This is a genomic window from Pseudonocardia humida, from assembly GCF_023898865.1.
Taxonomy (GTDB): Bacteria; Actinomycetota; Actinomycetes; order Mycobacteriales; family Pseudonocardiaceae; genus Pseudonocardia; species Pseudonocardia humida.
In genome coordinates, this window is the sequence record NZ_JAGSOV010000066.1 from 1 (window position 1) to 24,533 (window position 24,533).

The 24,533-nt window shown below is 75.8% G+C and carries 25 protein-coding genes; 16 read left to right on the top strand and 9 right to left on the bottom strand.

What is annotated here, in order from left to right; translation table 11 throughout:
• Positions 1-99: 99 nt before the first annotated feature.
• The gene (locus tag KDL28_RS31015; RefSeq protein ID WP_252444286.1) at positions 100-549 is read right to left on the bottom strand and encodes a MarR family winged helix-turn-helix transcriptional regulator; all 450 of its coding nucleotides are present in this window, start codon (positions 547-549) and stop codon (positions 100-102) included.
• A 46-nt stretch (positions 550-595) separates the two neighbouring features.
• Here KDL28_RS31015 and KDL28_RS31020 point away from each other — a divergent pair, with 46 nt between their 5' ends.
• Positions 596-1,984, top strand: a complete 1,389-nt coding sequence (locus tag KDL28_RS31020; protein WP_252444287.1) for an MFS transporter — start codon at positions 596-598, stop codon at positions 1,982-1,984.
• A gap of 55 nt (positions 1,985-2,039) precedes the next feature.
• Here KDL28_RS31020 and KDL28_RS31025 read toward each other — a convergent pair whose 3' ends face one another.
• On the bottom strand, positions 2,040-3,077 hold the full coding sequence (locus tag KDL28_RS31025) for a helix-turn-helix transcriptional regulator (RefSeq protein ID WP_252444288.1): 1,038 nt from the start codon (positions 3,075-3,077) through the stop codon (positions 2,040-2,042).
• Positions 3,078-3,170: 93 nt separating this feature from the next.
• Here KDL28_RS31025 and KDL28_RS31030 point away from each other — a divergent pair, with 93 nt between their 5' ends.
• The gene (locus KDL28_RS31030) at positions 3,171-3,590 is read left to right on the top strand and encodes a VOC family protein (RefSeq protein WP_252444289.1); all 420 of its coding nucleotides are present in this window, start codon (positions 3,171-3,173) and stop codon (positions 3,588-3,590) included.
• 6 nt (positions 3,591-3,596) lie between these two features.
• On the opposite strand, the gene KDL28_RS31035 is transcribed toward KDL28_RS31030, so the two are convergent.
• A complete protein-coding gene (locus KDL28_RS31035; RefSeq protein WP_252444290.1) occupies positions 3,597-4,223 on the bottom strand; it encodes a TetR/AcrR family transcriptional regulator in 627 nt (208 codons plus the stop codon).
• Positions 4,224-4,312: 89 nt separating this feature from the next.
• On the opposite strand from KDL28_RS31035, the gene KDL28_RS31040 reads away from it, so the two are divergent.
• Positions 4,313-4,837 carry an ester cyclase gene (locus KDL28_RS31040; protein WP_252444291.1) on the top strand — a complete coding sequence of 175 codons (525 nt, stop codon included), beginning with the start codon at positions 4,313-4,315 and terminating at the stop codon, positions 4,835-4,837.
• A 439-nt stretch (positions 4,838-5,276) separates the two neighbouring features.
• On the opposite strand, the gene KDL28_RS31045 is transcribed toward KDL28_RS31040, so the two are convergent.
• Entirely contained in the window at positions 5,277-7,103 is a 1,827-nt protein-coding gene (locus KDL28_RS31045; RefSeq protein ID WP_252444292.1) for a flavin-containing monooxygenase, read from the bottom strand.
• 93 nt (positions 7,104-7,196) lie between these two features.
• On the opposite strand from KDL28_RS31045, the gene KDL28_RS31050 reads away from it, so the two are divergent.
• A complete protein-coding gene (locus KDL28_RS31050; RefSeq protein ID WP_252444293.1) occupies positions 7,197-7,817 on the top strand; it encodes a TetR/AcrR family transcriptional regulator in 621 nt (206 codons plus the stop codon).
• Between the two features lie 79 nt (positions 7,818-7,896).
• Here KDL28_RS31050 and KDL28_RS31055 read toward each other — a convergent pair whose 3' ends face one another.
• Positions 7,897-8,205 carry a YciI family protein gene (locus KDL28_RS31055; RefSeq protein ID WP_252444294.1) on the bottom strand — a complete coding sequence of 103 codons (309 nt, stop codon included), beginning with the start codon at positions 8,203-8,205 and terminating at the stop codon, positions 7,897-7,899.
• A gap of 69 nt (positions 8,206-8,274) precedes the next feature.
• Here KDL28_RS31055 and KDL28_RS31060 point away from each other — a divergent pair, with 69 nt between their 5' ends.
• Entirely contained in the window at positions 8,275-8,940 is a 666-nt protein-coding gene (locus KDL28_RS31060) for a Crp/Fnr family transcriptional regulator (protein ID WP_252444295.1), read from the top strand.
• On the opposite strand, the gene KDL28_RS31065 is transcribed toward KDL28_RS31060, so the two are convergent.
• Entirely contained in the window at positions 8,928-9,500 is a 573-nt protein-coding gene (locus KDL28_RS31065; protein WP_252444296.1) for a TetR/AcrR family transcriptional regulator, read from the bottom strand. The genes KDL28_RS31060 and KDL28_RS31065 overlap by 13 nt on opposite strands.
• 113 nt (positions 9,501-9,613) lie before the next feature.
• On the opposite strand from KDL28_RS31065, the gene KDL28_RS31070 reads away from it, so the two are divergent.
• The 3 genes from KDL28_RS31070 to KDL28_RS31080 all read left to right on the top strand — a co-directional run bounded on the left by KDL28_RS31070 (position 9,614) and on the right by KDL28_RS31080 (position 13,068).
• Positions 9,614-10,552 (top strand): SDR family NAD(P)-dependent oxidoreductase, encoded by a 939-nt coding sequence (locus KDL28_RS31070; protein ID WP_252444297.1) that lies wholly within the window; start codon positions 9,614-9,616, stop codon positions 10,550-10,552.
• 1,096 nt (positions 10,553-11,648) lie between these two features.
• A complete protein-coding gene (locus tag KDL28_RS31075; RefSeq protein ID WP_252444298.1) occupies positions 11,649-12,458 on the top strand; it encodes a CPBP family intramembrane glutamic endopeptidase in 810 nt (269 codons plus the stop codon).
• Positions 12,459-12,609: 151 nt separating this feature from the next.
• Positions 12,610-13,068, top strand: a complete 459-nt coding sequence (locus KDL28_RS31080; protein WP_252444299.1) for a GNAT family N-acetyltransferase — start codon at positions 12,610-12,612, stop codon at positions 13,066-13,068.
• A gap of 4 nt (positions 13,069-13,072) precedes the next feature.
• Here KDL28_RS31080 and KDL28_RS31085 read toward each other — a convergent pair whose 3' ends face one another.
• Both KDL28_RS31085 and KDL28_RS31090 read right to left on the bottom strand, forming a co-directional pair.
• Complete coding sequence (locus tag KDL28_RS31085) at positions 13,073-13,408, bottom strand: ArsR/SmtB family transcription factor (RefSeq protein ID WP_252444300.1); 336 nt, start codon at positions 13,406-13,408, stop codon at positions 13,073-13,075.
• Between the two features lie 42 nt (positions 13,409-13,450).
• On the bottom strand, positions 13,451-14,041 hold the full coding sequence (locus KDL28_RS31090; protein WP_252444301.1) for a TetR/AcrR family transcriptional regulator: 591 nt from the start codon (positions 14,039-14,041) through the stop codon (positions 13,451-13,453).
• 49 nt (positions 14,042-14,090) lie between these two features.
• Here KDL28_RS31090 and KDL28_RS31095 point away from each other — a divergent pair, with 49 nt between their 5' ends.
• Entirely contained in the window at positions 14,091-15,416 is a 1,326-nt protein-coding gene (locus tag KDL28_RS31095; protein ID WP_252444302.1) for an alpha-amylase family glycosyl hydrolase, read from the top strand.
• Positions 15,417-15,468: 52 nt separating this feature from the next.
• Positions 15,469-16,623, top strand: coding sequence for an alpha/beta hydrolase (locus KDL28_RS31100; RefSeq protein WP_252444303.1), 1,155 nt, complete (start codon positions 15,469-15,471; stop codon positions 16,621-16,623).
• Between the two features lie 130 nt (positions 16,624-16,753).
• Here KDL28_RS31100 and KDL28_RS31105 read toward each other — a convergent pair whose 3' ends face one another.
• Positions 16,754-17,473: an alpha/beta fold hydrolase gene (locus KDL28_RS31105; protein ID WP_252444304.1), complete on the bottom strand. Its 720-nt coding sequence runs from the start codon at positions 17,471-17,473 to the stop codon at positions 16,754-16,756.
• A gap of 101 nt (positions 17,474-17,574) precedes the next feature.
• On the opposite strand from KDL28_RS31105, the gene KDL28_RS31110 reads away from it, so the two are divergent.
• The 6 genes from KDL28_RS31110 to KDL28_RS31135 all read left to right on the top strand — a co-directional run bounded on the left by KDL28_RS31110 (position 17,575) and on the right by KDL28_RS31135 (position 24,504).
• Positions 17,575-18,405 carry a PaaX family transcriptional regulator gene (locus tag KDL28_RS31110; RefSeq protein WP_252444305.1) on the top strand — a complete coding sequence of 277 codons (831 nt, stop codon included), beginning with the start codon at positions 17,575-17,577 and terminating at the stop codon, positions 18,403-18,405.
• 28 nt (positions 18,406-18,433) lie between these two features.
• The gene (locus tag KDL28_RS31115) at positions 18,434-19,990 is read left to right on the top strand and encodes an FAD-dependent monooxygenase (RefSeq protein WP_252444306.1); all 1,557 of its coding nucleotides are present in this window, start codon (positions 18,434-18,436) and stop codon (positions 19,988-19,990) included.
• A 14-nt stretch (positions 19,991-20,004) separates the two neighbouring features.
• Positions 20,005-21,669 (top strand): (2,3-dihydroxybenzoyl)adenylate synthase, encoded by a 1,665-nt coding sequence (locus KDL28_RS31120; RefSeq protein ID WP_252444307.1) that lies wholly within the window; start codon positions 20,005-20,007, stop codon positions 21,667-21,669.
• Positions 21,669-22,388: a maleylpyruvate isomerase family mycothiol-dependent enzyme gene (locus tag KDL28_RS31125; protein ID WP_252444308.1), complete on the top strand. Its 720-nt coding sequence runs from the start codon at positions 21,669-21,671 to the stop codon at positions 22,386-22,388. Before KDL28_RS31120 ends, KDL28_RS31125 begins: the two co-directional genes overlap by 1 nt.
• Before the next feature lie 240 nt (positions 22,389-22,628).
• Entirely contained in the window at positions 22,629-23,150 is a 522-nt protein-coding gene (locus KDL28_RS31130; RefSeq protein ID WP_252444309.1) for a VOC family protein, read from the top strand.
• Between the two features lie 181 nt (positions 23,151-23,331).
• Entirely contained in the window at positions 23,332-24,504 is a 1,173-nt protein-coding gene (locus tag KDL28_RS31135) for an LCP family protein (RefSeq protein ID WP_252444310.1), read from the top strand.
• Positions 24,505-24,533: the final 29 nt, after the last annotated feature.

Sequence of the window (24,533 nt, forward strand, 5' to 3'; positions counted from 1 at the left end):
CGGGGCGCCCCCGCCGGGCCGGCGGGGCCCCCGCGGCCACCCCCCCCCGCCGGCGCCCCACGGAGAGTCTGCGAGGACCGGCGTTCCGCGCCGCCACGGCTACCGACCGGTGGGGAGCTCGGCGGCGAGGCGGCGCAGGTGGCGGGCGAGGTCGGCGGCGTCCTCGGCGGGCCAGCCCGCGGTCAGCTCGCCGAACACGCGCTCCTGCCAGGCCCGGGCGCCCGCGAGCAGCTCGTGCCCGTCCGGCGTGACGGTCAGCACGGCGCGGCGCGCGTCGTCGGTGGCGGCGCCGCGGGTCAGGTAGCCGTGCGCGACGGCGTCGGAGACGAACCGGCTCGCCCCCGACCGGTCGATCCCCAGCTGGTGCGCGACGTCGGCCACCGACGCCTCGTCGCCGGGCGTGGCGGCGACGGCCTCCAGCACCTGGATGTCCTGCAGCCTGCGTTCCTCGCCGGTCAGCTCGGCCGAGACGCGCAACGGGCCGCGTCGCGACCAGAAGCGCACCAGGCGGAACAGCGCGGGCCCCCCGCCCTGCAGGTCGTCGGCCATCGGGCCTCCCTTGTGCGTGCAATACGCATACAATAACGTGTGCGAAATGCACGTATCTACCGGGGTGGGCGCGCCCCGTCGCGCCGTCGAAGCGGCGTTCGCGGCGCTGCTGCTCGGCATGCTCATGGCCCAGCTCGACGGCAACGTCGTCGTCGCCGCGCTGCCGGCGATCGGCGCCGACCTCGACGACCCGGACGCCGTCGCCGGGGTGACGGCCGCCTACCTGCTGACCGTCACCGTCACCACCCCGGTCCACGGCAGGCTCGGGGACCGGCTCGGTCGCCGTACGGTCTTCGCCGCCTCGGTGCTGGTGTTCGCGCTCGGGTCGGCCCTGTGCGCGCTCGCGCCCTCGCTCCCGACGCTGGTCGCGGCCCGCGCCCTGCAGGGCGTCGGCGGGGGCGGGCTGGTCGTCTCCGCCGTGACGGCCCTCGGCGAGATGTTCGACCGGGCCGAGCGGGTGCGCAGGCAGGTCTGGGTGACCGCGGCCTTCGGCGTCTCCGCGCTGGCCGGACCGCCGGTCGGCGCGCTGCTGGCGGCCGGGCCGGGCTGGCGCTGGGCGTTCGGGATCAACCTGCCGCTGTGCGCCGTCGCGCTGGCCCTCGGGCTGCGCGGCCTACCCGGCCGCCGGGCCGACGCCGGGCGCGGATTCGACGTCGTCGGCACCGCGCTGGTCGTGCTCGGCGGCGGGTGCATCGTCCTGCTCGGCTCGTCCGAGGCGCTGGCCGCGGGGCCCGCCGCGGTGCCGCTCCTCCTGGTCGCGCTGCTGGCGGCCGCGCTCTTCGTCCGGGTGCAGCGGCGCGCGCCCGCCCCGCTGTTCCCGCCCGCCCTGCTCGCCGCCCCCGGCCTCGCCCGCACGATCGCGGTGACCGGGCTCGGCGGGGTGGCGCTGTTCGGCAGCTTCACGTTCGTCCCGGCCGCGGTGGCCGCGGGCACCGGGCTGGGCACCGGCGCCGTCGGCGCGACGCTGGTCGCGCTGACCGGCGGCCAGCTGGCGATCGGCCTGGTGTTCGCCGCGCTCGCCCGCCGCTGGTCGCGGATGGTCCCCTGGGGCCGGCTCGGCCTGGGCGCCGGCGTCGTCGGGCTCGGCGCGCTGGCCGCCGTGCCGTGGACGGGCGGCCAGGGCGCGCTGGTCGTCGCGGTCGTCGGGATGGCGCTGACCGGCGCGGCGCTCGGCCTGTGCCTGCAGGCCTACACGCTGCTCGGGCAGTCGTGCGCCCCGCCGGAGGCGTTCGGCGCCGCGATGGCCGCGCTGACGTTCGCCCGCCAGCTCGGCGGCGCGCTCGGCGCGGCGGCACTGGGCTGGCTGCTGCTCGCCGTCCCCGACCGGACGGCCGGGCTCACCGCGGTGCTGGCCGTGGCGGCCGTAGTGCTCGTCGCAGCGCTCCCCCTCGCCCCTCGCCGCGCGGACGAACCCCCACCACCTCCGACCCCCTGACCCTGCGCCCTCCCCCGCGCCCCCACCCCGCGCCCGCGTGTCAGGAAAGCCACCATCAGGACGCGTGGCGTCCTGATGGTGGCTTTCCTGACAACCGGTCGGGGCGGCCGCCCCCCCCCCCGGCGGGGGGGGGGGGGGGGGGGGGGCGGGCGGCGTAGCGGGCGACGAGCTCGCGGCCGATCCGGGCGAGCTCGGCGGTGAGCGGCGGTGAGCCCACGACCTCGACCTGCGCGCCCCAGCCCGCCAGCCGCTGGGCGATCATCACCGGGGTCGGCGCGGACAGCCGGACGCGCACCCGCCCGTCGTCGGCGGGTCCGAGGACCTCGCACTGGCGGCCGAAGTGGCCGCGCAGGACGTGCAGCACCCGGGCGTCGATCAGGACGTCGGCGTCGAAGCCGGCGCGACGCTGCTCGACGCGGTCGACGACCCGCTCCCACTCCGCGGCCAGGTCGAAGTCGGCGGGTCGCGCGGCGGGTTCGTCGGTCACGGTCGCCTCGACGACGCGGTCGACGCGGAACGTGCGCCGCCCGGCGTCGGTGCCGGCGACGAGGTACCAGGTCTCGTCCTTGTCGACGAGGCCGAGCGGGTCGACCCGGCGGGTGCCCGGTTCCCGGCCGGGCCGGGCGTAGACGAGCTCGACGCGGCGGCGCCGCACCACGGCCGACTGCAGCAGCTCGACCAGCTCGGAACGCTCCCGGCCGTGCTCGCCCCACCGGGCCGGGTCGACGACGACGGCGTCGGCGGCGGCTTCGGCGGCGGGGCGGAAGGTGTCGGGCAGGGCGCGCACCAGCTTGCGCAGCGCCGAGCGCGCGGGCGTGCCCGCGGCTCCGGCGCTCGGTCCGAGCAGCAGGAACAGGGCCTGCGCCTCACCGGCGGTGAGGCCGGTGAGGTCGGTGCGCGCGCCGCCGACCAGCTGCCAGCCCCCGCCGCGGCCGGGTTGCGGGTAGACGGGCACCCCGGCGGCCGAGAGCGCCTCCAGGTCGCGGCGGGCGGTCGCCACGGAGACCTCCAGCTCGGCGGCGACCTCGGCCGCGGTCACCCGGCCGCGGGCCTGCATCAGCAGGAGGGTGGCGACGAGGCGGTCTGCGCGCATGCCCGAATCCTGCCCGTAAAAGTGCTCATTGGATGAGCACTTCGCCTCCGCACCATGGTCTCGACACCCGGATCGAACGGAAGGACACCGCACATGCTCCGCGGACTCGCCACTGTCAACCTCTACGCCGACGACGTCGCCGAGGCGGCCCGGTGGTACGCCGGGTTCCTCGGCGTCGAGCCCTACTACTCGGTCCCCGGCCCCGACGGGACGCCCGGCTACGTCGAGTTCCGGCTCGGCGACTACCAGCACGAGCTGGGCTTCATCGACCGCCGCTTCGCCCCGCCCGGGGCGGCGAACCCGGCGGGCGGCGCGCTGGCCAACTGGCACGTCGACGACATCGAGGCCACCTTCGCCTGGCTGGTCGAACACGGCGCCACCGAGTACGAGCCGATCACCGCGCGCACCGAGGGCTTCGTGACGGCGGCGGTCGTCGACCCGTTCGGCAACGTCCTGGCCATCATGTCCAACCCGCACTACCTGGAGGTCCTGGACAAGACCGGCCCGTTCTGACCTGAGCTACGCGGACCGCAGGACCATCGAGCGCAGGCCGGTCGCGATCCAGGACTCGTAGTCCTGCGGCGACCAGCCGCGCTGGGTGAGCAGCAGCCAGACGTCGGGCGAGTTGAGCGTCCAGATGACGTCGCGGGCGCGCTCGGCGTCCAGGCCGGGGCGCAGCCACCCGCGCTCGGCCCACAGGCCGGCGACGAGGGTGGCTCCGGTCAGCCGCTCGGCGTCGACGGTGGCCACGAAGGCGTCCAGGTCGGGGTCGCCGCCGCGGGCGGAGGCCACGACGCGCATCAGGCCCCCGGCCCGGCCGGTCAGCCCCCGGCACAGGGCCGCGTAGGCGGCGACGGCCTCCTCGGGCCCGGTGGCCTCGCGCACGGCGACCGCCTCCGGTCGGGCGCCGACCGGGGCCGCGTCCTCGTCGCCGGCCATCGCCACGTCGTAGGCGTCCTTGAGCAGCCGGGCCTTGTTCCCGAACCGCTTGTAGACCGTCTCCTGCGACACCCCGGCCGCCGCGGCGATCCCGCGGATGGTGGTGGCGGCGTAGCCCTGGGTCAGGAAGGCGTCGCGGGCGGCGGCCAGGACCTTGGTCCGGGTGGCCGCCGCGGCGGCCGCGCGCGAGCTGTTGTCGTAGGGCATCGGTCTCCAACCGGTACTTGCGCCGTCATTTGGATACAGCGTACTGTCTCGACTCGATACAGCAAGCTGTACCGAACTTGGGAGGCCCCATGACGACCACGACCGACCGCGCCGCGCAGGCCGACCTGGCCGCCCGGGCCATCCATCTGATGGTCAACGGCACGCTCGACGACTTCCGCCGGGTGGTGCACCCGGAGGCGACGAACCGCGAGGCCGCGTCCGAGCCGCCGAACTGCCGGGGCCGCGGCCCGAACGCGTTCTGGGGCACCGCCCGCTGGCTGCGCACCGCGTTCGCCGACATGGCCTTCGGGATCAGCACGGTGCTGGTCGACGGCGACCTGGCCGTCACCCACGGCACGGTGAGCGGGCGGCACGTCGGCGACATGGTGATCTGGACGCCGGAGGCCACCGTCGAGCGGGCGTTCGCGCCCACCGGCAAGCGCTTCGAGGTGAACCACGCGCACTTCCTGCGCTTCCGCGACGGCCTGGTCGTCGAGCACTGGGCCGTGCGCGACGACCAGTCGCTGGCGATGCAGCTGGGCTGGGTGCCGCCCACCCCCGTCTACCTGCTGCGGTGCGCCCTCGCCACCCGCCGTCACCGCCGCGCCGGCTGAGCCCGCCGCTCACGGGTCGGTGCCCTGCAGGTGGGCGGCACCGCGAGCATCCGGCGGGTGTCCTCGGTGACCACCCAGGTGCGCGGCGTTCGCGCTGGTCGGGCGCGCTCCGCGACCAGGGCGCGCACCTCGCGCTCCCGCGGCGAGAGCCGGTCCAGCGGATCGGTCGAGCGCTCCACCGGCGCCCGCACCACCTGGGTCGATGACCGTGCCGCCCTCGGCCTCCCGGCGCGGCGAACACCTCGACGTCGGCCACCCGGTCCGTGACCAGGTGGGCCCACGCCCGGCCGCAGCGGCGAGGCGGATCAGGAACAGCGGTGTCGCGGACCAGCACGAGCTCGGCTCGGGCCGCCGGGCCTGACCGCGGCGGCCGACCGTTCGCGGCCACCCCGGCGACCGGGCCGGCCTGGGCGTCCGGCAGCACCTGCCGGCCGGTCGCTCAGCGGAACTCCAGGCCCTCGAACGTCCCGGCCCGACGCCACTTGTCGATGTACGCGAAGTACGCGGCGGGGCCGTGCGGGTGGCCGACGTTGAGCCGGGCCCGCGGGCCGGGGTCCTGGCCCTCGTTGTTGTAGTAGCCGGGCGTGCAGTCCAGCGCGCCGGCCATCATCCGGCCCGGCCCGGTGAGCAGCAGCTCGCCCCAGGCGTTCTCGGCCTCCTTCGTGCTCTCCACCTCGGCGGCGCCCCGCTCCAGCGCGTGCGCGACCACCGCCGCCACCGTGCGCCCGTGGTCGGTGAGGTTGCTGGGCACGTTGGAGATCAGGTTTGCGGCCTGGGTGGGCTGCACGACGAACATGTTGGGGAAGCCGTGCACGTGCAGGCCGTGCAGCGTGCGCATGCCCTCGGCCCAGTAGTCGGAGATCCGCACCCCGCCGCGGCCGGTGACCTCGTAGCCCGCCCGGCGGGTCCACTCCGTGCCGACCTCGAAGCCGGACGCGTAGATGATCAGGTCGACCTCGTGCTCGACGCCGTTGGCGACCACCCCGCGCTCGGTGATCCGCTCGACGCCGCGGCCGTCGGTGTCGACCAGGCGCACCCCGGGCTCGTTGTAGGCCTGCAGGTACTCGTCGTGGAAGCAGGGCCGCTTGCACAGCTGGCGGTACCAGGCCTTGAGGTGCTCGGCGGTCGCCGGGTCGGCGACGACCGCGTCGACCCGGGCGCGGATCTGCTCCATCTTCTCGACGTCGGCGTCCTCGAACGCGGCCAGCATCGCCAGCGGGGTGCGCTCCTCGCGGGGCAGGGCGGAGAACTTCGAGCGCATCCGTCGGGAGATCTCGGTCCAGCCGTCCATGACCAGGTCGACGTCGGCGGTGCCGCCCGCCTGGTTGAGCGTGAAGTTGTCCAGCCAGCGCTGCTGCCAGCCGGGCGTGGCGATCCCGGCGAACCACTCCGGGTCGATCGGCCCGTTGTCGCGCACGTCGATCGACGACGGCGTGCGCTGGAACACCAGCAGCTCCCGGCAGGCCCGGGCCAGGTGCGGCACGGCCTGCACGGCCGTCGCCCCGGTGCCGATGATCGCCACTCGCTTGTCGGCGAGCCGGTCCATCGGGGCGCCGAGGTGGTCGCCGCCGGTGTAGGCGTAGTCCCAGCGGCTGGTGTGGAACGAGTGGCCGGCGAAGTCGGCGATGCCCGGGATGCCGGGCAGCTTGGCCACGTGCAGCGGCCCGATGCCCATCGCGACGAACTGCGCGGTGAACCGGTCGCCGCGGTTGGTGCTGACCACCCAGCGCGACGCGTCGTCGTCCCAGCTCAGGTCGGTGACCTCGGTGTGGAACAGCGCGCCGTCGTGGAGCCCGAACCGGGTGGCGATCCGCCGGCAGTACTCGAGGATCTCCGGCCCGTGCGCGTACTTCTCGGTGGGCATGTGCCCGGTCTCTTCCAGCAGCGGCATGTAGACCATCGAGGCGGTGTCGCACTGGGCGCCGGGGTAGCGGTTCCAGTACCAGGTGCCGCCGAAGTCGCCGCCCTTCTCCACGATCCGGACGTCGTCGACGCCCGCCTCCTTCAGCCGCGCGCCGGTGACCAGCCCGGCGAAGCCGCCGCCGATGAAGGCCACGGTCACGTGGTCGGCGCGCGGCTCGCGCTCCACCGAGGGCGTGTGCGGGTCGTCGAGGTAGTGCGCGAAGGGCCCGCCGGCGAGCCGGACGTACTGGGCGTTGCCGTCGGCGCGCAGCCGCTTGTCGCGCTCCTCCAGGTAGCGGCGGCGGACGGCCTCCTTGTCGATGGGGGTGCCGTCCGGCCTGGTGGGGCCCTCCATGACGCTCATGCACGCTCCGCCGGCTCGCCCTGTCGCCTCTGACCAGTGCCAGCATGTCACTCCTGAGTGACACCGGGCAAGCGCCGCCGGTACCATCCCCCGGTGCCGGACGCCGGGACCACGACACCGCTCGCCGTCGAGCAGCGCGACGCCGCCCGCGCCCGGATCCTGCACGCCGCCCGCGTGGTCCTGGCCGACCGCGGGCTCGCCGCCACCGTCGACGACGTGGCGGAGGCGGCCGGGGTCAACCGGCGCACCGTCTTCCGCCACTTCAGCACCCGCGACGCCCTGTTCACCGCCGCGATCCGGGAGGGCGTGCGCCGCTACGCCCAGCAGATCCCCCCGGCCCCCGCCGACGGCGACCTGCGCGCCTGGCTGCTCGACCTGCTGCTGGTCACCCACCGGCTCAACGCCCGCAACGGCCGCGTCTACTGGGAGCTGGCGGTCCTCCCGCCCGAGGACCTCTCCGGCGAGCTGGCCGAGGCGGCCGCGGAGCGGCGGGCCGGCCGCAAGCAGTTCGCGGTGCGGGTGACCGGGCGGATGTGGCAGGCCCGCGGCGGGCCGGGCGAGCCGCCGGAGTGGCTGGTCGACGCGGTCGCCGTGCACCTGTCGAGCTTCTGCACCCAGTCGCTGGCCGGCGACTTCGGCCGCACCCCCGACGAGGTCGCCCGGGTCTCCGCCCGGGTGATCGAAGCCACCCTCGCCGCCGCCCTCACCCCCTGACCGCCCTCGCCCGTGGTTCAGGAAGGCCACCTTCAGGTCCTGTGCGGCCGGGAAGGCCACCCTCCTGAACTCCCGGGGTTCAGGAAGGTGGCCTTCCTGAACCCGCGGGAGGTGCCGAGGCGGCAGGGACGGGGGCGAGGAGCGGGGCCCAGTCGCGGACCGCGACGACCCGCACGCCCGCGGTCGTGACGTACGGGTCGGCGGCCAGCACCGCGTCGGCGCCCGCGCGGTCGGTGGCGAGGATCAGCAGCGCGCCGGAGTCGTCCGCCCACGGCCCGGCGGCGACCAGCACCCCGCGGGCGTGCAGGTCGGCGAGGCGCCGCCGGTGCGCCGGGCGGGCGGCGAGGCGGGCGGGGTCGGGGGTGAAGGCCAGTTCGATGCAGATCATCCGCCGGACGGTAGGAACGTCGACGGCCGAGGGCTGTATCCGGCGATACAGCGGGGTGACACTGGCCGCGTGGACCTCGACGGCTTGCGCCGGGTGCCGTTGTTCGCGGCGCTGCCCCCCGGTCGGCTCGCGCGGCTGGCCGCGGCCATGCCGGTCCGGTCGCTGCCGGTCGGGCAGGTGGTCGCGGCGGCGGGGGAGCCCGCGGTCCGGCTCGTCGTGCTGGAGCGGGGGTCGGTCGTCGGCGTCCGCGACACCGTCGGCGGCACGGCGGTCCGGTTGGCGACGGTGGTCGCGCCGGGCGTGATCGACAAGGTGGCGGCGCTGGGTGGCGGCGTGCACACCGCGACCTGGACGACCGCCGCCCCGGCCCGGGTGCGGTCGCTGCCGTCGGCGCAGCTGCGCCGGCTGGTCGACGAGGTGCCGGCGGTGCGCGAGCACGTGCTGCGCTGGCTGGCCGCCGAGGCCGACCGGCAGCGGCGGTCGCGGGTGCGGGCCACGGGTGGCCCGGTGGCCCGGGTGGCCGACCGGCTCATCGAGGCGGGGGCGGTCGCCGGGGCGGCGGTGCGGCTGACCGGCGGTCAGCAGGGGCTGGGGGAGGAGCTGGGGTTGTCGCGGGTGACGGTGAACCGGGCGCTGCGGGTGCTGGTCGCGGCGGGCGCGGTGCGGGTGGCGCCCGGCCTCGTGCACGTTCTCGACGTCGGGCTGCTCGCGGCGGCGGCGGGTCAGCCGCGGTAGCGCAGCCCGTCCATGATCAGGTCGAGCAGGCGGCCGGCCTGCTCGCGCTGCTCGGGTGCCCCGGCGGCCAGCGACACCCCGCTCAGCCCGGTCAGCACGTCGCCGGGGTCGACGTCGGGCCGCACGGCGCCGGTCGCGGCGGCGGCCGCGATGAGCGCGGTGATCGCGTCGAGCAGCCGGGCCCGGCTCTGCTCGTAGGGGTTGGCGCCGGAGGCGATGACGGCGCGCAGCGCGTCGGCCATGCCGCGCTTGGTGGTCATGTAGTCGACGAACCGGTCCATCCACGTGCGCAGGGCCTGATCGGGGGGCTGATCGGCGAGCAGGTCGGGGACGGCGTCGCAGAGGCGGGCGAGCTCGCTGCGGTAGGCGGCCTCGATCAGCGCCTCCCGAGTCGGGAAGTGCCGGTAGAGGGTGCCGATGCCGACCTCCGCCGCCCTGGCGATGGCCTCCAGGGTGACCTCGCCGCTGTCGGGCGCGGCGAAGGCCCGCACCGCGGCGGCGAGCAGCCGGTCGCGGTTGCGGCGCGCGTCGGCGCGCAACGGCCGCTCGCTGGTCGCCATCGCTCCTCCTGCTCTCCCGCGTCGCCGCCAGCGTAGGCCGGAATGAACCGGATGGGCCTCCGGTTGCACCGGACGTATCGGAGGAACCTCCGCTTGACCGGAGAGAGGACGACATGACCGGCTCCACGCTCACCAGCACCCCGTTCACCGCCGAGTCCACCGCAGCCGACGTCATCGAGGGGATCGACCTCACCGGCCGCCGCGCCGTCGTCACCGGTGGGGCGTCGGGCATCGGCGTCGAGACGGCCCGCGCGCTGGCCGGCGCGGGCGCCGACGTGACCATCGCCGTGCGCGACATGACCGCGGGCGAGCGGACCGCCCTCGACATCGCGGTCGACACCGGCCGGGAGATCACCGTCACCCCGCTCGACCTGACCGACCGGTCGTCGATCTCGGCGTTCGTCGCGGCCTGGAGCGGGCCGCTGCACATCCTGGTCGACAACGCCGGCGTGATGGCCTCCCCGCTCGCGCGCACGCCCGAGGGCTGGGAGGTGCAGTTCGCCACCAACCACCTGGGGCACTTCGCGCTGGCCTGCGGGCTGCACCGCAACCTGGTCGCGGCGGACGGGGCGCGGATCGTCTCGGTCAGCTCCAGCGCCCACCTGCGCGCGGGCGTGGACTTCGACGACGTCCACTTCGAGCGCCGCGAGTACGACCCGTGGGTCGCCTACGGCCAGTCCAAGACGGCCGACGTGCTGCTCGCCGTGGAGGCGACGAAGCGGTGGGGCGGCGAGGGCATCACGGCCAACGCCCTGATGCCCGGCGTCATCCGCACCAACCTCCAGCGCCATGTCGACGAGGCCGAGCTGGACCGGATCCTGGCCGCCGCCGGCAGCTCCGCGGCGTCCTGGAAGACCCCGCAGCAGGGTGCGGCGACCTCGGTCCTGTTGGCGGCGTCGCCGCTGGTGGAGGGGGTCAGCGGGCGCTACTTCGAGGACTGCGCCGAGGCCGCCCCGAACGAGCCGGGCACCCGCACCGGCGTGGCCGCGCACGCCCTCGACCCCGAGGCGGCCGCGCGCCTCTGGGATCTCTCCGTCCGCACCCTCGCCTAACCCCCGCCCCCCGCCCCGGCCCCGTCGAGAACGAAGCTGTCGTCTCTTGGACCGGTCCAGAACGACGACGAGAGTGGCTCTCGTGCCGCTGGCGGGACGAGAGCCGCTCTCGTCTCGTCGGGCGGGATGAAAGTCGCTCTCGTGCTGTTGGGCGGGATGAAAGTCGCTCTCGTGCTGTTGGGCGGGATGAAAGTCGCTCTCGTGCTGTTGGGCGGGATGAAAGTCGCTCTCGTCTCGCCGATGCGGCGTGTCAGCGCCGGGAGGCGAGGGATCGCCGGGGCGCGTCATCGCCCCGCTCCTCTTCCGAGGCCCCCTGCTTGATCCGAGGTCGCTCGCCGCGTAGGCGCCGCCGGAGGCGTTGTTCGCTGTCTCTGAGCTGGGTATGGGGCTGGGCGCGTCGCCCACGACAGTCACTGCTTAGAGCGCCTCCGGCGGCGCCCTCCGCGGCGAGCGACCTCAGCTCCAGCAGGGGGAGAAGTACTCCCCTGCCGCCACCTCGACCCACCCATCGAAGCACCTCCGTCACCGACCCGCACCCCACCACCACCCGCCTTCGGCGGGCGCCGGGTGCCGCCGCTTCCCGGCTCCGCTTCGCTGCGCCGTCCGCGGCTCCGGACACGTGGTGGGGTGCGGGTCGGCGCCGGAGGCGCTGCGCCGTGCGCGCCGAGGCGACGGCAGGGGAGCACTTCCGGGGGTGGGCGCTGCGCGCCCCCTCGGGCTCGCCCGGCTCGCGGCGCTGTGCGCCGCCTCACGGGGGGACGAGCGCGACTTTCGTTGCGTCCCGGGGCGCGAGCGCGACCTTCGTCCCACCCTGCGAGCGAGTGGCGCGTTGGCCCAGCCTCGTTGGCCCAACGCGCCGTTCGCCCGAGGTCAGGCGTCGAGGGCCTGGCCCTCGCGCTGCACGACGGGGGTTCGGTCGACCACGGGAAGTTGATCCAGCGGTCGGTGCGCCGCCACGCGTACTCGCACTCCACGGTGCTGTGCGGCTTCTCGTGGAGTTCGTTCTCGACGGGCGAGCGGGGGGTGGGGAGAGCCCTACCCGGGAGCGGAGGCGGGCCGGGCTGTCGGGCGGGGGTCGCGGCGGTTGGCTGGCCGCATGACGACGAGCACGCTCCGCTCCAGCTCCGAGGAGAGCGGGTCCCTGGTCCGCGAGGTCGGCCCGTTCCTGGGGCTGGCGTTCGGGCTGAGCTGGGTGCCGTGGGCGGTGGCCGTCGCCCTGGGCGGCGACATCGCCGAGCCGCTGGTGTTCGCCCTCTTCGGCCTGGGGAGCTTCGGTCCCAGCCTGGCCGCGGGGGTGCTCGCGCTGCTCGGGCGCGGGGGTGAGCGCCAGGCGCGGTGGGGAGCGGCGGCGGGCTGGGTGCCGGCCGCGCTGCTGGTCGGGGCGTTCCCGGCGGTGGTGGCGGCCGTGGTGGCGCCGCTGGTCGGGGCGGCGCCGGTCGATCCGTCCGCGATCGCCGGCACGGTCGCGGGCGTCGGCGGCCTGCTGCCGATGCTGGGCCTGTTCCTGGTGACCGGGCCGCTGGCCGAGGAGTTCGGCTGGCGCGGGCACCTGCAGCCGCGGCTGCGCAGGCGGCTGTCGCCCGCGGCGACGTCGGCCGTGGTCGGTGCGGTGTGGGCGCTGTGGCACGTCCCGCTGTTCCTGCTGGTCGGGACCAGCCAGGCGCAGATGGGCCTGCTCTCGCCCGCGGCGCTGCTGTTCTTCGCCTCGATGCCGCCGCTGTCGGTCGGCTACTGGTTCGTGTCCGAGCGGTTGCGCGGCGGGGTGCCCTCGGCGGTGCTGGTGCACACGGCCGGGAACATGTCGCTGACGCTGCTGGCGGTCTCGGGGTCGTTGGTCGGGCGGGCGATCTTCTTCGCGGCCGCGGTCGTGACGGCCGGCGCGCTGCTGGCGCTGCGCCGGTCCTGACGGGGGGTGCGAGGGGCCCGCGCGCTCGGCGCGCGGGCCGGGTGGGGGGCCGGCGGGGCGGGGGGGGGGGGGGGGCGGGCTGGGGGGGGGGGGGGGGGGGCCCGGGGGGGGGGGCGGCCCCCCCCCTCGCCGCGTGTGCTTGGCTCGCCCGGTGTGGCGGCTGAGCGAACTGGACCTGCGCGACGACCGGATCGCGCGCGAGGTGCACCAGCTCGGGCTGCGCTCCTACGCCGTGGAGGCCGAGCTCATCGGCCACCCCGGCATCCCCGCCCTCTCCGAGACCCTCGACGAGCTGCGTGCGGCCCCGCTGAGCTGGCTCGGTGCCGTCCACGACGCGCTACCGGTCGGTTTCCTGGCCTGGATCCGCAGCCCGGCGGGCGAGCTCGACCTGGTGCGCCTCTGCGTCGACCCGCCGTGGTTCCGCCGCGGCATCGCCCGCCGGCTGCTCGACCACGTCCTGGCCGCCGAGGCCGGCGGTGACGTGCTGATCTCGACCGGGGCGGCGAACGAGCCGGCGCTGCGGCTCTACCGCTCGCTGGGGTTCGTCGAGACCGGCACCCACGAGCCGGAGCCCGGCCTGCGGGTGACCGAGCTGCGCCTGGCCCGCTGAGCGCTCACTCGGCGGCGCGGCGCTCCCGCCTGCCCCGGGCCAGCTCGGTGGCCAGCGCGTCGAGCGGCTGCTGCCAGAACCGGCGGTACCGGTCGAGCCAGGCGTCGATCTCGCGCAGGGGCTCGGGGTCGACCGAGTAGAGCCGGCGGGCGCCGTCGGCGCGGACGGTGGCGAAGCCGTTCTCCCGCAGCACCCGCAGGTGCTGGGAGACCCCCGGCTGGGAGATGCCGAACTCGCGCTGCACGACCGCGCTCACCTCGCCCGCGGGCCGCTCGCCGTCGGCGAGCAGCTCGAGGATCCGGCGCCGGACCGGGTCGCCGAGGACGTCGAAGGCGTGCACCCGCCCAGGGTTGCAGCCGGCGGTTATATAAGCCAGTGGTCGTCATGCCCGGAGGGCGCCGCGCAGCGCACCGACCGCCATGGCCGCCAGCGGCTCGCGCTCGCGCTCCGGGCACCCGGACTCCACCCAGGCGAGGCAGGCGGCGTCGAGGAAGCCCAGGTAGCCGTGGAAGGCGAGCTCGGACTCCCGGCCGAGCAGCTCGCCCATCAGCCCGACGTAGTGCGCGCGCAGCTCGACGCGCAGCGCCTCGGCCTCGGGCGGCTCGCCGAACGGTGCTCGCAGCGGTCCGGCCCAGCCGTGCGGGATCGCCGCCACGAAGTCGAGGTAGACCCGGGCCGACGTGGCGACCCGCTCCAGGGGGTCGGTCGCGGGCGGCAGGGCCTCGTCGGCCTGCCGCTGGTGCTCCAGCAGCAGTGCGATCGCCTCCCGCACGACCTCCACGTAGAGCGCGGCCTTGCTGGTGAAGTACCGCAGCACGAGCGCCTCGGACGCGTCGGCGGCCTCGGCGATCCGGCTCAGCGCGACCTGCTGGTAGGCGCCCGCGCCGAACGCCGTCCGCGCGGCGTCGAGGATCGCCGCGCGCCGCTGCGCGACGTCGAGGCGGCGGCGGGGGCGGCGGTCGGCGCGGCTCACGGGCAGGACGCTACCCTCCTACTGAGTTCGACTCAGTAGGAGGCCCGTGATGACCGGTTGGGTACCGCACGCGATCTGGTGGCACGTCTACCCGCTGGGCTTCCTGGGGGCCGAGCCGCGGGCCGCCGACGCCCCGCCGGTGCACCGGCTGCGCCGCATCGTCGACTGGCTCGACTACGCCCGCGACCTCGGCGCGTCCGGGCTGGCGCTGGGCCCGGTGTTCGCCTCCGAGACCCACGGCTACGACACCGTCGACCACTTCCGCATCGACCCGCGACTGGGCGACGACGCCGACTTCGACGCGCTGGTCGCCGCGGCGGGTGAGCGCGGGCTCCGGATCCTGCTCGACGGCGTGTTCAACCACGTCGGGCGGGGGTTCCCGGCGTTCCAGCGGGTGCTGGCGGAGGGCCCCTCGGCGCCGACGGCGTCGTGGTTCCGGCTCGGCTGGCCGAACGGGCCGGGCGCCGAACCGGAGTACGCGACGTTCGAGGGCCACCCGCAGCTGGTCGCGCTGGCCCACGACGAGCCCGCGGTCGTCGACCACGTCGTGGCGGTGATGAACCACTGGCTCGACCGGGGCGCCGCGGGCTGGCGGCTCGACGCCGCCTACGCCGTCCCGCCGTCGTTCTGGGCGCAGGTGGTGCCCCGCGTGCGGGCCGCGCACCCCGACGCCTACCTGGTGGGCGAGGTGATCCACGGCGACTACGCCGGCTTCGTCGCGGGGAGCGGGATCGACGCCGTCACCCAGTACGAGCTGTGGAAGGCGATCTGGAGCTCGCTCAACGACGCCAACCTGTTCGAGCTGTCCGCCGCGTTCGACCGGCACGACGCGCTGCTCGACGCCTTCGTGCCGCTGACCTTCGTCGGCAACCACGACGTCACCCGGATCGCCAGCCGGCTCACCGACGAGCGGCACCTGCCGCACGCGCTCGCCGTGCTGTTCACGGTGGGCGGCACGCCGTCGGTCTACGCCGGCGACGAGCAGGCCTTCCGCGGCGTCAAGGAGGACCGGGCCGGCGGCGACGACGCCGTGCGCCCCGCCTTCCCGGACACCCCGGACGGGCTGGCGCCCTTCGGCTGGCCCACCTACCGGCTGCACCAGGACCTGATCGGCCTGCGCCGGCGCCACCCGTGGCTGCACCGCGCCCGCACCCGCGTGGTCGAGCTGGACAACCGGCGGCTCTGCTACGAGGTCCGCGACGGCGACCGGGCGCTGCTGGTCGCGCTGAACCTCGACGACGCGCCCGCCGACCTCCCCGCGCCCTCCGCCGGTGAGGTGCTGGCCGGGGAGGCGAGCGTGCGCCCGGAGGGGCGGGTGACCGTGCCGGGGCACGGGTGGGCCGTTCTGTCCACCACCGATCAGCGATGCGCATGACGGGCCCCACTACGGGCCGCTGGGGCGGCAGGCCGGGCGTAACCTGAACCCCGTGATCGGCGCGAAGGCGCAGGTGCGACTGATGCGGGTGGGCATCCGCGCCCTGTTCGGACTCCCCCGCCGGATGCGCAGGCTGCTGGCCGGGCGCCCGGTCCGCCAGGACGGCCAGGTCCTCGACCAGGACCTCCAGCTCCTCGGCCGGGTCAGCGCGGCCCTCTCGGGCTCCGGGTCCGCCGCGCTGGACGCCGCGGCCGTCGCCGGGCAGCGCCGCCAGGCCGACCTCGCCGCCGAGGCCGTCGCCGACCCCGGCCTGGACGACGTGCTCACCACCGACTGGGACGTCCCCGGCGCCGACGGCCCGCTGCTGGCCCGGCTCTACGTCCCGCCGTCGGAACCGGAGAGCCACGCCCTGCTCGTCTACTTCCACGGTGGCGGGTTCGTCGTGGGCAGCCTGGCCTCCACCGACCCGCTGTGCCGGCTGCTGGCCGCGCAGTCCGGCGTCCGCGTGCTGTCGGTGGACTACCGGCTCGCCCCGGAGCACCCGTACCCGGCCGCCGTCGACGACGCGCTGGCCGCCTACCGCTGGGCCCGGTCCGCGGCGCGCTCGCTGGGCGCCGAACCCGAGCTGATCGCCGTGGGCGGCGACAGCGCGGGCGCCAACCTCGCCCTGGTCGTCGCCCACCAGCAGGAGCCGGCGGCCGTCCCGGCGTTCGTGCTGGCCCTGTACCCCGTCACCGACGCCGAGCGCACCGGTGGCTCCCGCGAGGTGTACGGCAGCGGCTTCGGGCTCACCGCAGAGCAGCTGGCCGACCTCGAACGGCTCTACCTGCCCGACGGCGTCCCCGACGGCGACGTCCGCGGCGCGATCCTGCGCGCCGACGACTTGAGCGCCATGCCGCCGGTATACATCGCCACCGCGGGCTTCGACCCCCTGCGCGACGAGGGCGAGGAGCTGGTCGAGCGGCTGCGCGCCGCCGGGGTGCCGGTGGTGGCCCGCCGGTTCAGCGGGCTCGTGCACGGCTACGCCAGCTTCACCGCCTTCAGCGCGGCGGCCCGGGACGCGACGCTCGACGCGGCGAGCGCCCTGCGCTCGACGATGGCGCTCATCGAGAGCAGGCGGCCCGGCCCCCGCCGCTCCCGCCCGACCGCCGACGGCCGGTGGACAGCGGCCCTCCGCCGCCGCCGCGCGCAGTCCCGCGGAGCGTGACCGTCCCCCGCCCCTTCCCCGCACCGCCCCTCGCCCCGCTCCCGGCTCGCCTCCCGCCGAGTTCAGGAAAGCCACGATGCTGTCCCCTGGGTTCAGCATCGTGGCTTTCCTGAACCGGGGGCGGTGGGGATCAGGGCTGGAGGAGGGCGGTGGCCAGCGAGTCGGGATCGGTGAACAGGGCCTCGTGGCTGCCCGGGATCGGGACCGCCGCCACGCCGAGGCGCTCGGGGAACCGGGGCGCCCAGGCGAACGCGCCCGGCGGCAGGGCGATGTCGTCCACGCTGACCAGGTAGGTCGTCGGGACGCCGAGCGCGGCCGGGTCGACCGGCGCCACCGGGGTGGTGAAGTACTGGAACGGGTGCGGCACCAGCAGCGAGTGCACGGTGCGCTGCACCGGCTCGGGCGCGTCCTGCATGAACGCGCCGGCGAAGACCTCGAAGGGCAGCGCGATCGAGTTGGTGCCGGAGGCGGCGGCCAGCGAGCCGAACAGCTCCTGGTAGCTCGGGGGGATCTCCTCGTAGAGGGGGCGGTCCGCGGCGGGCACGAACGCGCTCCAGTAGACGAGCCGGCCCAGCCGGAGTGCGAGCCGGGGCGCGGCGCCGGTGATGACGTAGCCGCCCCAGCTGTGCCCGACCAGCGTCACGTCCCGCAGGTCGCGCGACTCGACGACGTCGACCACGAAGTCGACGACGTCGCCCAGCTGGTGGGCCGTGGGGTCGTCGCCGTCGGCCAGCCCGGGCAGCGTGGGGGTGAGGACGCGGTGGCCCTGCGCGCGCAGCCGCTCGGCGACCGGGCGCCACGCCCACCCGCCGTGCCAGGCACCGGTGATCAGGACGTAGGTCTGGGCCACGGCTGCTCCTTCGCAGGTCGGGCTGATCGGCGCGCAGATCATGGTGCGGTCTGGTCGCGGCCGTCAACGCGGCGGCACGATGGGCCCGGCAGGACGGGGAGGTGGCGGTGGCGGTGAAGGCCAGGTCGCTGGTGTTCGACCTGTTCGGCGACTACCTGCGCTACCGCGGCGGCGAGGTCCGGCTGCGGGCGCTGGTCGCGCTGGTGGACTGCTTCGACGTGCCGGAGGCGACGGTGCGGGTGGTGGTGGGGCGGCTGCGCCGGGAGGGGTGGCTGACCAGCAGGCGCGACGGGCGCGAGACCGTCTACCTGCTCACGCCGGCCGCGTGGGAACTGCTCGACGAGGGCCGCACGCGGATCTTCCAGCGGGCCGCGGGCCCGTGGGACGGGCGCTGGCACATGGTCATCTACTCGGTGCCGGAGGCCGACCGGGCGGTGCGCGACCAGCTCCGCAAGCAGTTGGCGTGGTTCGGGTTCGGGCCGCTGGCCGCCTCGGTGTGGGTCAGCCCGCATGACCGGGTCGCCGCGCTGCGGGCCGCGCTGCCGGCCGGGGCGCCGATCCGGTTGGACACGTTCCGGGCCGGTTCGGCGGGGGCGGCGGCCGACCGGGACATCGCCGGGCGGGCCTGGGACCTGGTGGGCCTGGACCGCGACTACGCCGCGCTGCTCGCGCGCTACCGGCCCCGCCTGGCGGACTACCGCCGCGGCCTGCCGCCGCGGGAGGCCCTGGTCGAGCGCGTCCGGCTGATGCAGGACTACCGCCGCTTCCCGTTCCGCGACCCCGACCTGCCCCCCGAGCTGCTGCCGGCCGACTGGTCGGGGCGGGCGGCGCACGAGGTGTTCCGCGAGGCCCACGGGCTGCTGCGCGAGCGGGCCGAGGCGTTCGTCGACTCGGTCGGAACGAGCGTGCCGTTCGCGCCACGACCGTCGTAGGATCGTTCGATCTCGGAGGAGGAGGCGCGTGCGGATCGCGGTCGTCGGCGGGGGCCCAGGGGGGTTGTTCCTGGCCGCGCTGGTGCGCCAGGCCGATCCGGCGGTCGAGGTCACGGTCTTCGAGCGCAACCGGGCCGACGACACGTTCGGCTTCGGGGTTGTCTTCTCCGACCGCACCCTCGCCGCCATCCACGACGCCGACCCCGTGCTGCGCACCGGGCTGGCCGAGCGCGGGGTGCACTGGGACGCGATCGAGGTGCGGCTCAAGGGCGAGCGGGTGCGCTGCGGCGGCAACGGCATGGCCGCGATCCCGCGCCGCGTGCTGCTCGGGCTGCTCCAGGAGCGGGCCCGCGCCGTGGGTGCGGAGCTGCGCTTCTCCACCACCGCCCGGCTGGCCGACCTGGACGGCTACGACCTGGTCGTCGGGGCCGACGGCACCGGCTCGACGATCCGCGCGGCGCTCGCCGACCGGCTCGGGCCCAGCACCGAGGTGGCCGCGGCCAAGTTCATCTGGCTCGGCACCGACCACCCGTTCACCGGTCTGACGTTCGTCCACGAACGCGGCGAGCACGGGGTCTTCGCCGTGCACGGCTACCCCATCGGCGACGGCACCAGCACCTTCATCGTGGAGACCGATGAGCGGTCGTGGCGCGCCGCGGGCCTGGACGCGTTCGACGTCACCCAGCCGCCCGGCCCCAGCGACCTGCGCAGCCGCGACTACCTGCAGGAGCTGTTCGCCGACCAGATCGACGGCCGCCCGCTGCTGGTCAACAACTCCCGGTGGGGCAACTTCCGCACCCGGCGCACCCGGCGCTGGTCGGTGCTCGAGCCGCGGCCCGTCGCGCTGCTCGGCGACGCCGTGCACACCGCCCACTTCTCGGTCGGCTCGGGCACCAAGATGGCGATGGAGGACGCCGTCGCGCTCAGCGCGGCGCTCGTCGCGCACCCCGGCGACCTGCCGACCGCGCTGGCCGCGTACGAGGCCGCGGCCCGCCCGTCGGTCGACGAGATCCAGGACTCGGCGCGGCCCAGCCTGGCCTGGTGGGAGCGGTTCGGCAGCTACCACGACCACTTCGCGCCCTGGCAGTTCGCCTACCACTTCCTGTCCCGCAGCATCAGCGACGCCCGGCTGGCCCGCCGCGCCCCGGAGTTCGTCGCGGCCAGCCACGCGGGCTGGCGCGCCGAGCACGGCGGCGCGGAGCCGCTGGAGTCGTCGCTGGTGGTGGGCGGGCGCACCCTGCCCGACCGCCGGGTCGCCGTCGAGGGGTGGGCGTTCCGCGGCGCGGACGGGGCGGCGCTGCCCGCCGCCCGGCTGCTCGCCCCCGACGACGAGGCGGGACTGGCGGCGGCGGCCGCCCGGCTCGACGGGCTCGTCGGGGGCGGGGCCGCGGTCGTCGCCGTGCACGGCGGGACGGCGTTCACCCGCACCCTGCTCACCGAGCGGGTGCGGATGCACCACGGCCTGCCCGCGCTGCTCGTCGACCCGGACCTCGACCACGACCGCGCGGTCACCGCCGTGCTGTCCGGCCGGACCGACCTGGTCGGCGCCGAGCCCGCTACCGTCGCCGGCTGGCACCGGCCCTGACCGGGAGGACGCCCGTGGTCACCCCCATCGCCGAGGGCACCGTCGGCTGGCCGGCCGAGTTCGCGCGGCGCTACGTCGAGGCCGGGTACTGGGCGGGCCACCCGCTCGGGGAGGTGCTCACCGCGGCCGCCGACCGGGCGCCGGACGCCGTCGCCCTCGTCGACGCGGACGTGCGGATCACCTACCGGGAGCTGCTCGCCCGCGCCGACGCCGCGGCGTCCCGGCTGGCCGAGCGGGGGATCGCCGCGGGCGACCGGATCGTCGTGCAGCTGCCGAACGGCTGGCCGTTCGTGGTGCTGGCGCTGGCCTGCCTGCGCGCGGGCGTCGTGCCGGTGATGGCGCTGCCCGGGCACCGCCGCACCGAGCTGACCCACCTGGTCGCGCAGGCCGAGGCGGTCGCGATCGCCGTGCCGGACGTGCTGCGCGACTTCGACCACCAGGAGCTGGCCGCCGAGCTGGTGGCCGGCTCGCCGCACCTGCGCCACGTGTTGGTCGACGGGCGCCCGGTCCCCGGGAACGTCGACCTGGCGCGGCTGTGCGCCCCCGGCGCCGACCCGGACGCCGACCGCGCCCGCTGGGACGCCGCCGCCCCCGCCCCGGGCGACGTCGCCGTCTTCCTGCTCTCCGGTGGCACGACGGGCCTGCCCAAGCTGATCGCCCGCACCCACGACGACTACGCCTACAACGCCCGGGCCAGCGCCGAGCTGTGCGGCTTCGGCGCGGACACCGTCTACCTGGTGAGCCTGCCCGCCGGGCACAACTTCCCGCTGGCCTGCCCGGGCATCCTGGGCGCGCTGGGCGCCGGCGGTCGGGTGGTCGTGCTGGGCTCGCCGGAGCCGCGGCGGGCGTTCGCCGCGATCGAGGCCGAGGGCGTCACGCACACGGCGGTCGTCCCGGCGGTGGCCGGACGCTGGCTGGAGCACGCCGCCGAGCACGGCCGCCCGGGCGAGAGCCTGCGGCTGCTGCAGGTCGGCGGCGCCCGGCTGGCCGACGAGCTGGCCGCGCGGGTGCGCCCGGTGCTGGGCACGCAGCTGCAGCAGGTGTTCGGCATGGCCGAGGGGCTGCTCAACTACACCCGACCGGACGACCCCGACGAGGTCGTCTGCACCACCCAGGGTCGCCCGCTCAGCCCGGCCGACGAGGTCCGCCTGGTCGACGAGCTCGACCGCGACGTACCCGACGGCGAGCCCGGCTCGCTGCTCACGCGCGGCCCGTACACGCCGCGCGGCTACTACCGCGCCCCCGAGCAGAACGCCCGCGCCTTCACCGCCGACGGCTGGTACCGCAGCGGCGACATCTGCCGGCGCACGCCGGAGGGAAACCTCGTGGTCGAGGGCCGCGACAAGGACATGATCAACCGGGGTGGCGAGAAGATCTCCGCCGAGGAGGTGGAGAACCTCGTCTACGGGCTGCCCGCGGTCAGCCAGGTGGCCGCCGTCGCGATGCCCGACGCGGTGCTCGGCGAGCGCGTCTGCGTCTATGTCGTGCCGCGCCCGGGGGCTACGGTCACCCTCGACGAGGTCCGGGCGTGGATGGGCGCGGCCGGCGTGGCGGCGTTCAAGCTCCCGGAACGGTTGGAGCTGGTCGACCGGCTGACCGTGACCAGCGTCGGGAAGATCGACAAGAAGGCGCTGCGGGCCGACGTCGCCGAGCGGGTGCGGGTGGAGGGGGAGCCTTAGTGGACCGGCGCGACATCGGCAGGACGCTGCCGCTGATGGGTGCGGGCACCGAGTTCCTCGGTCACGCGGTCGACGCCCTGCACGACGACGCCCTGCGCGAGCCCAGCACGCTGCCCGGCTGGACCAGGGCGCACGTGGTCGCCCATGTCGCCCGCAACGCCGAGGCGCTCACCCGGCTCGCCACCTGGGCCCGTACGGGCGTCGAGACGCCCATGTACCCCGACCGGGCGGCCCGCGCCGCCGAGATCGAGGCCTCCGCCCAGGCCCCGGCCGAGACGCTGCGCCGCGAGCTGACCTCCACCGCCCGCGATCTCGACGCCGCCCTCGCCGCCCTCGACGCCACGACCTGGCAGTCCACCGTGCGCAGCGCGCTGGGCCGCCCGCTGCCCGCCACCGAGGTGCCGTGGATGCGGATCCGCGAGGTCTGGCTGCACGCCGTCGACCTCGACGCCGGCGCCGGGCTGTCCGACCTCCCGCCCGAGGTGGTCGACGCCCTCCTCGACGACGCCTCCGCGACGCTGTCGACCCGCGACGGCTGCCCGTCGGCGGTGCTCGCGCCGGACGACCGGGAGCAACGCTGGCAGCTGGGGGAGCCCGGCGGCTCGGTCACGGTGAGCGGCCCGGCCGCCGCCGTCATGGGCTGGCTGATCGGCCGCACCGACGGCGCCGACCTGACGACCACCGGAGGCCCCCTCCCCACCCCGCCCCCCTGGCTCTGACCCCCAACCGCCGCCCACCCGCTCTCCGCCCACACCGCTCTCCGCCCACCCGCCCTCCCGATGTCAGGAAAGCCACCATCAGGACGCCAGGTGTCCTGATGGTGGCTTTCCTGACACGGGGGTGGGGGAGCGCACGGGGGTGGGGGGAGCGGGGCAGAGTGTGGTGGGCGGGCCGGGCGCGGAATGTTGCGTACGCAACTACCGTTGCAGGGCGCACTGGACCACTGACAGGAGGATGCGATGCCGCAGCCACAGGGTGCCGAGCTCGAGGCCGTTCGCGAGCGCCGGACCACGCTGAAGCAGAAGTACCTGCGCGCCCCCGGGGAGCGCCCGGCGCCCCCGACCCAGGGCGTGCACCACGTCGCCTTCGTCGCCCGCGACGTCGAGCAGACGATCCGCTTCTACCAGGAGACGCTGGGCTTCCCGCTGGTCGAGCTGGTGGAGAACCGCGACTACGCCGGGTCGAGCCACTTCTTCTTCGACATCGGCCACCGGAACCTGCTGGGCTTCTTCGACTTCCCCGGTCACGACCACGCGGACTGGGTGGAGACGATCGGCGCCTTGCAGCACATGGCGCTGTCGGTGACCCCGGAGCGGTTCGACGCGCTGCGCGCGAAGCTCGACGAGGCCGGCATCGAGTACCTGGGTCCGGACCGCGGTGTCGACAACAGCCTCTACATCCGCGACCCGAACGGGTTGGGCCTCGAGTTCTACCGCGAGGAGCTGGGCCGCTTCGAGGGGGAGCCGCTGCTCGACGCCTGATCACGGGCGGTCCGCCTACACCCTGTGACCTGGATCTCGGTGACGGGTTCACGCCGACTTCGCGGTGGCCGGAACTTCCGGGGCGCCCTCGCACGTCGAGTCGACGAAGGGCGCGCCGGCGGCCGTGCGTATCGTGACCTCCGCCGGGCGCCCGGGTGATCAACGGGGGGAAGGTACGGGGATGGACCGCAACTACGGACGGCCGGGGGGCCCGCCCCCCGGCGGCCCGCCGCGCCGCGGCGCGCCCGGCTGGGGCCAGCCGCAGCGACCGGGCCCGCCGCCCCGGCCGCTCCAGGAGACGGCCCTGCTCCCCGGGGACCAGGGCGACTACCCGCCCGAGCCGCCGCCTGCGCGCCGGCGCCCCATGCCGCCCGCGTACCCGCGGGCCGCGATCCGCCCGCGCCAGTCGGTCACCCGCCGCCGCCCGCGCCGCCTGGTCCGGCGGATCCTGGCGGTGGTGGCGGTGCTGCTGCTGGCGGTGGTCGGGTTCGGCGTCTACATCGACACGACCCTCAACCGGGTCGCCGCGCTCCCGGCCGACAGCACGGCCACCTCGTCGGGCACGAACTGGCTCATCGTCGGCTCGGACAGCCGGCAGAACCTCAGCGACGAGGAGAAGGACAAGTACGCCACCGGCGACGACACCTCGCAGCTGACCGACACGATCATGCTGCTGCACTCGGGGGCGAGCGGGACGGTGCTGGTCAGCATCCCGCGCGACTCGATGGTCGACATCCCCGGGCACGGCCGCGCGAAGATCAACTCAGCGTACGGGCGCGGCGGCGGCCCCGACGGCGGCGGCCCGGAGCTGCTGGTGCGCACCATCGAGGGCGCCACCGGCCTGCACATCGACCACTACGCCGAGATCGGCTTTTTGGGCATCGTCAACGTGGTGGACGCCGTCGGCGGCGTCGACCTCTGCGTGCCGGAGGCCATCGAGGACCCGAAGGCCGCCCTGGACATCCAGGCCGGCTGCCAGACCCTCGACGAGGCCACCGCGCTGGGCTACGTCCGCACCCGGGCCACCGCCACCTCCGACTTCGGCCGGGTGGAGCGCCAGCGGGCGTTCCTGTCGGCGCTGCTGTCCAAGGTGACCAGCCCCGCCGTGCTGGCCAACCCGTTCCGGGTGGTCCCGCTGGCCAACGACCTCTCCGGCTCGATCACCGTCGACAGCGGCGACCACATCTGGAACCTGGCCCAGCTGGGGCTGGCGATGCGCGGCCTGGGCGAGGGCATCTCCACCACCGTGCCCGTCCGCGACGGGGTGGTGAACTGGGACCGGGAGCGCGCGCTGGCCCTGTTCGAGGCGCTGCAGAACGACCAGCGGCCGCCGGAGAACGCCCTCGGCCCGTGAGGCACCGACCTCGCGGCACCGGAGCGCCG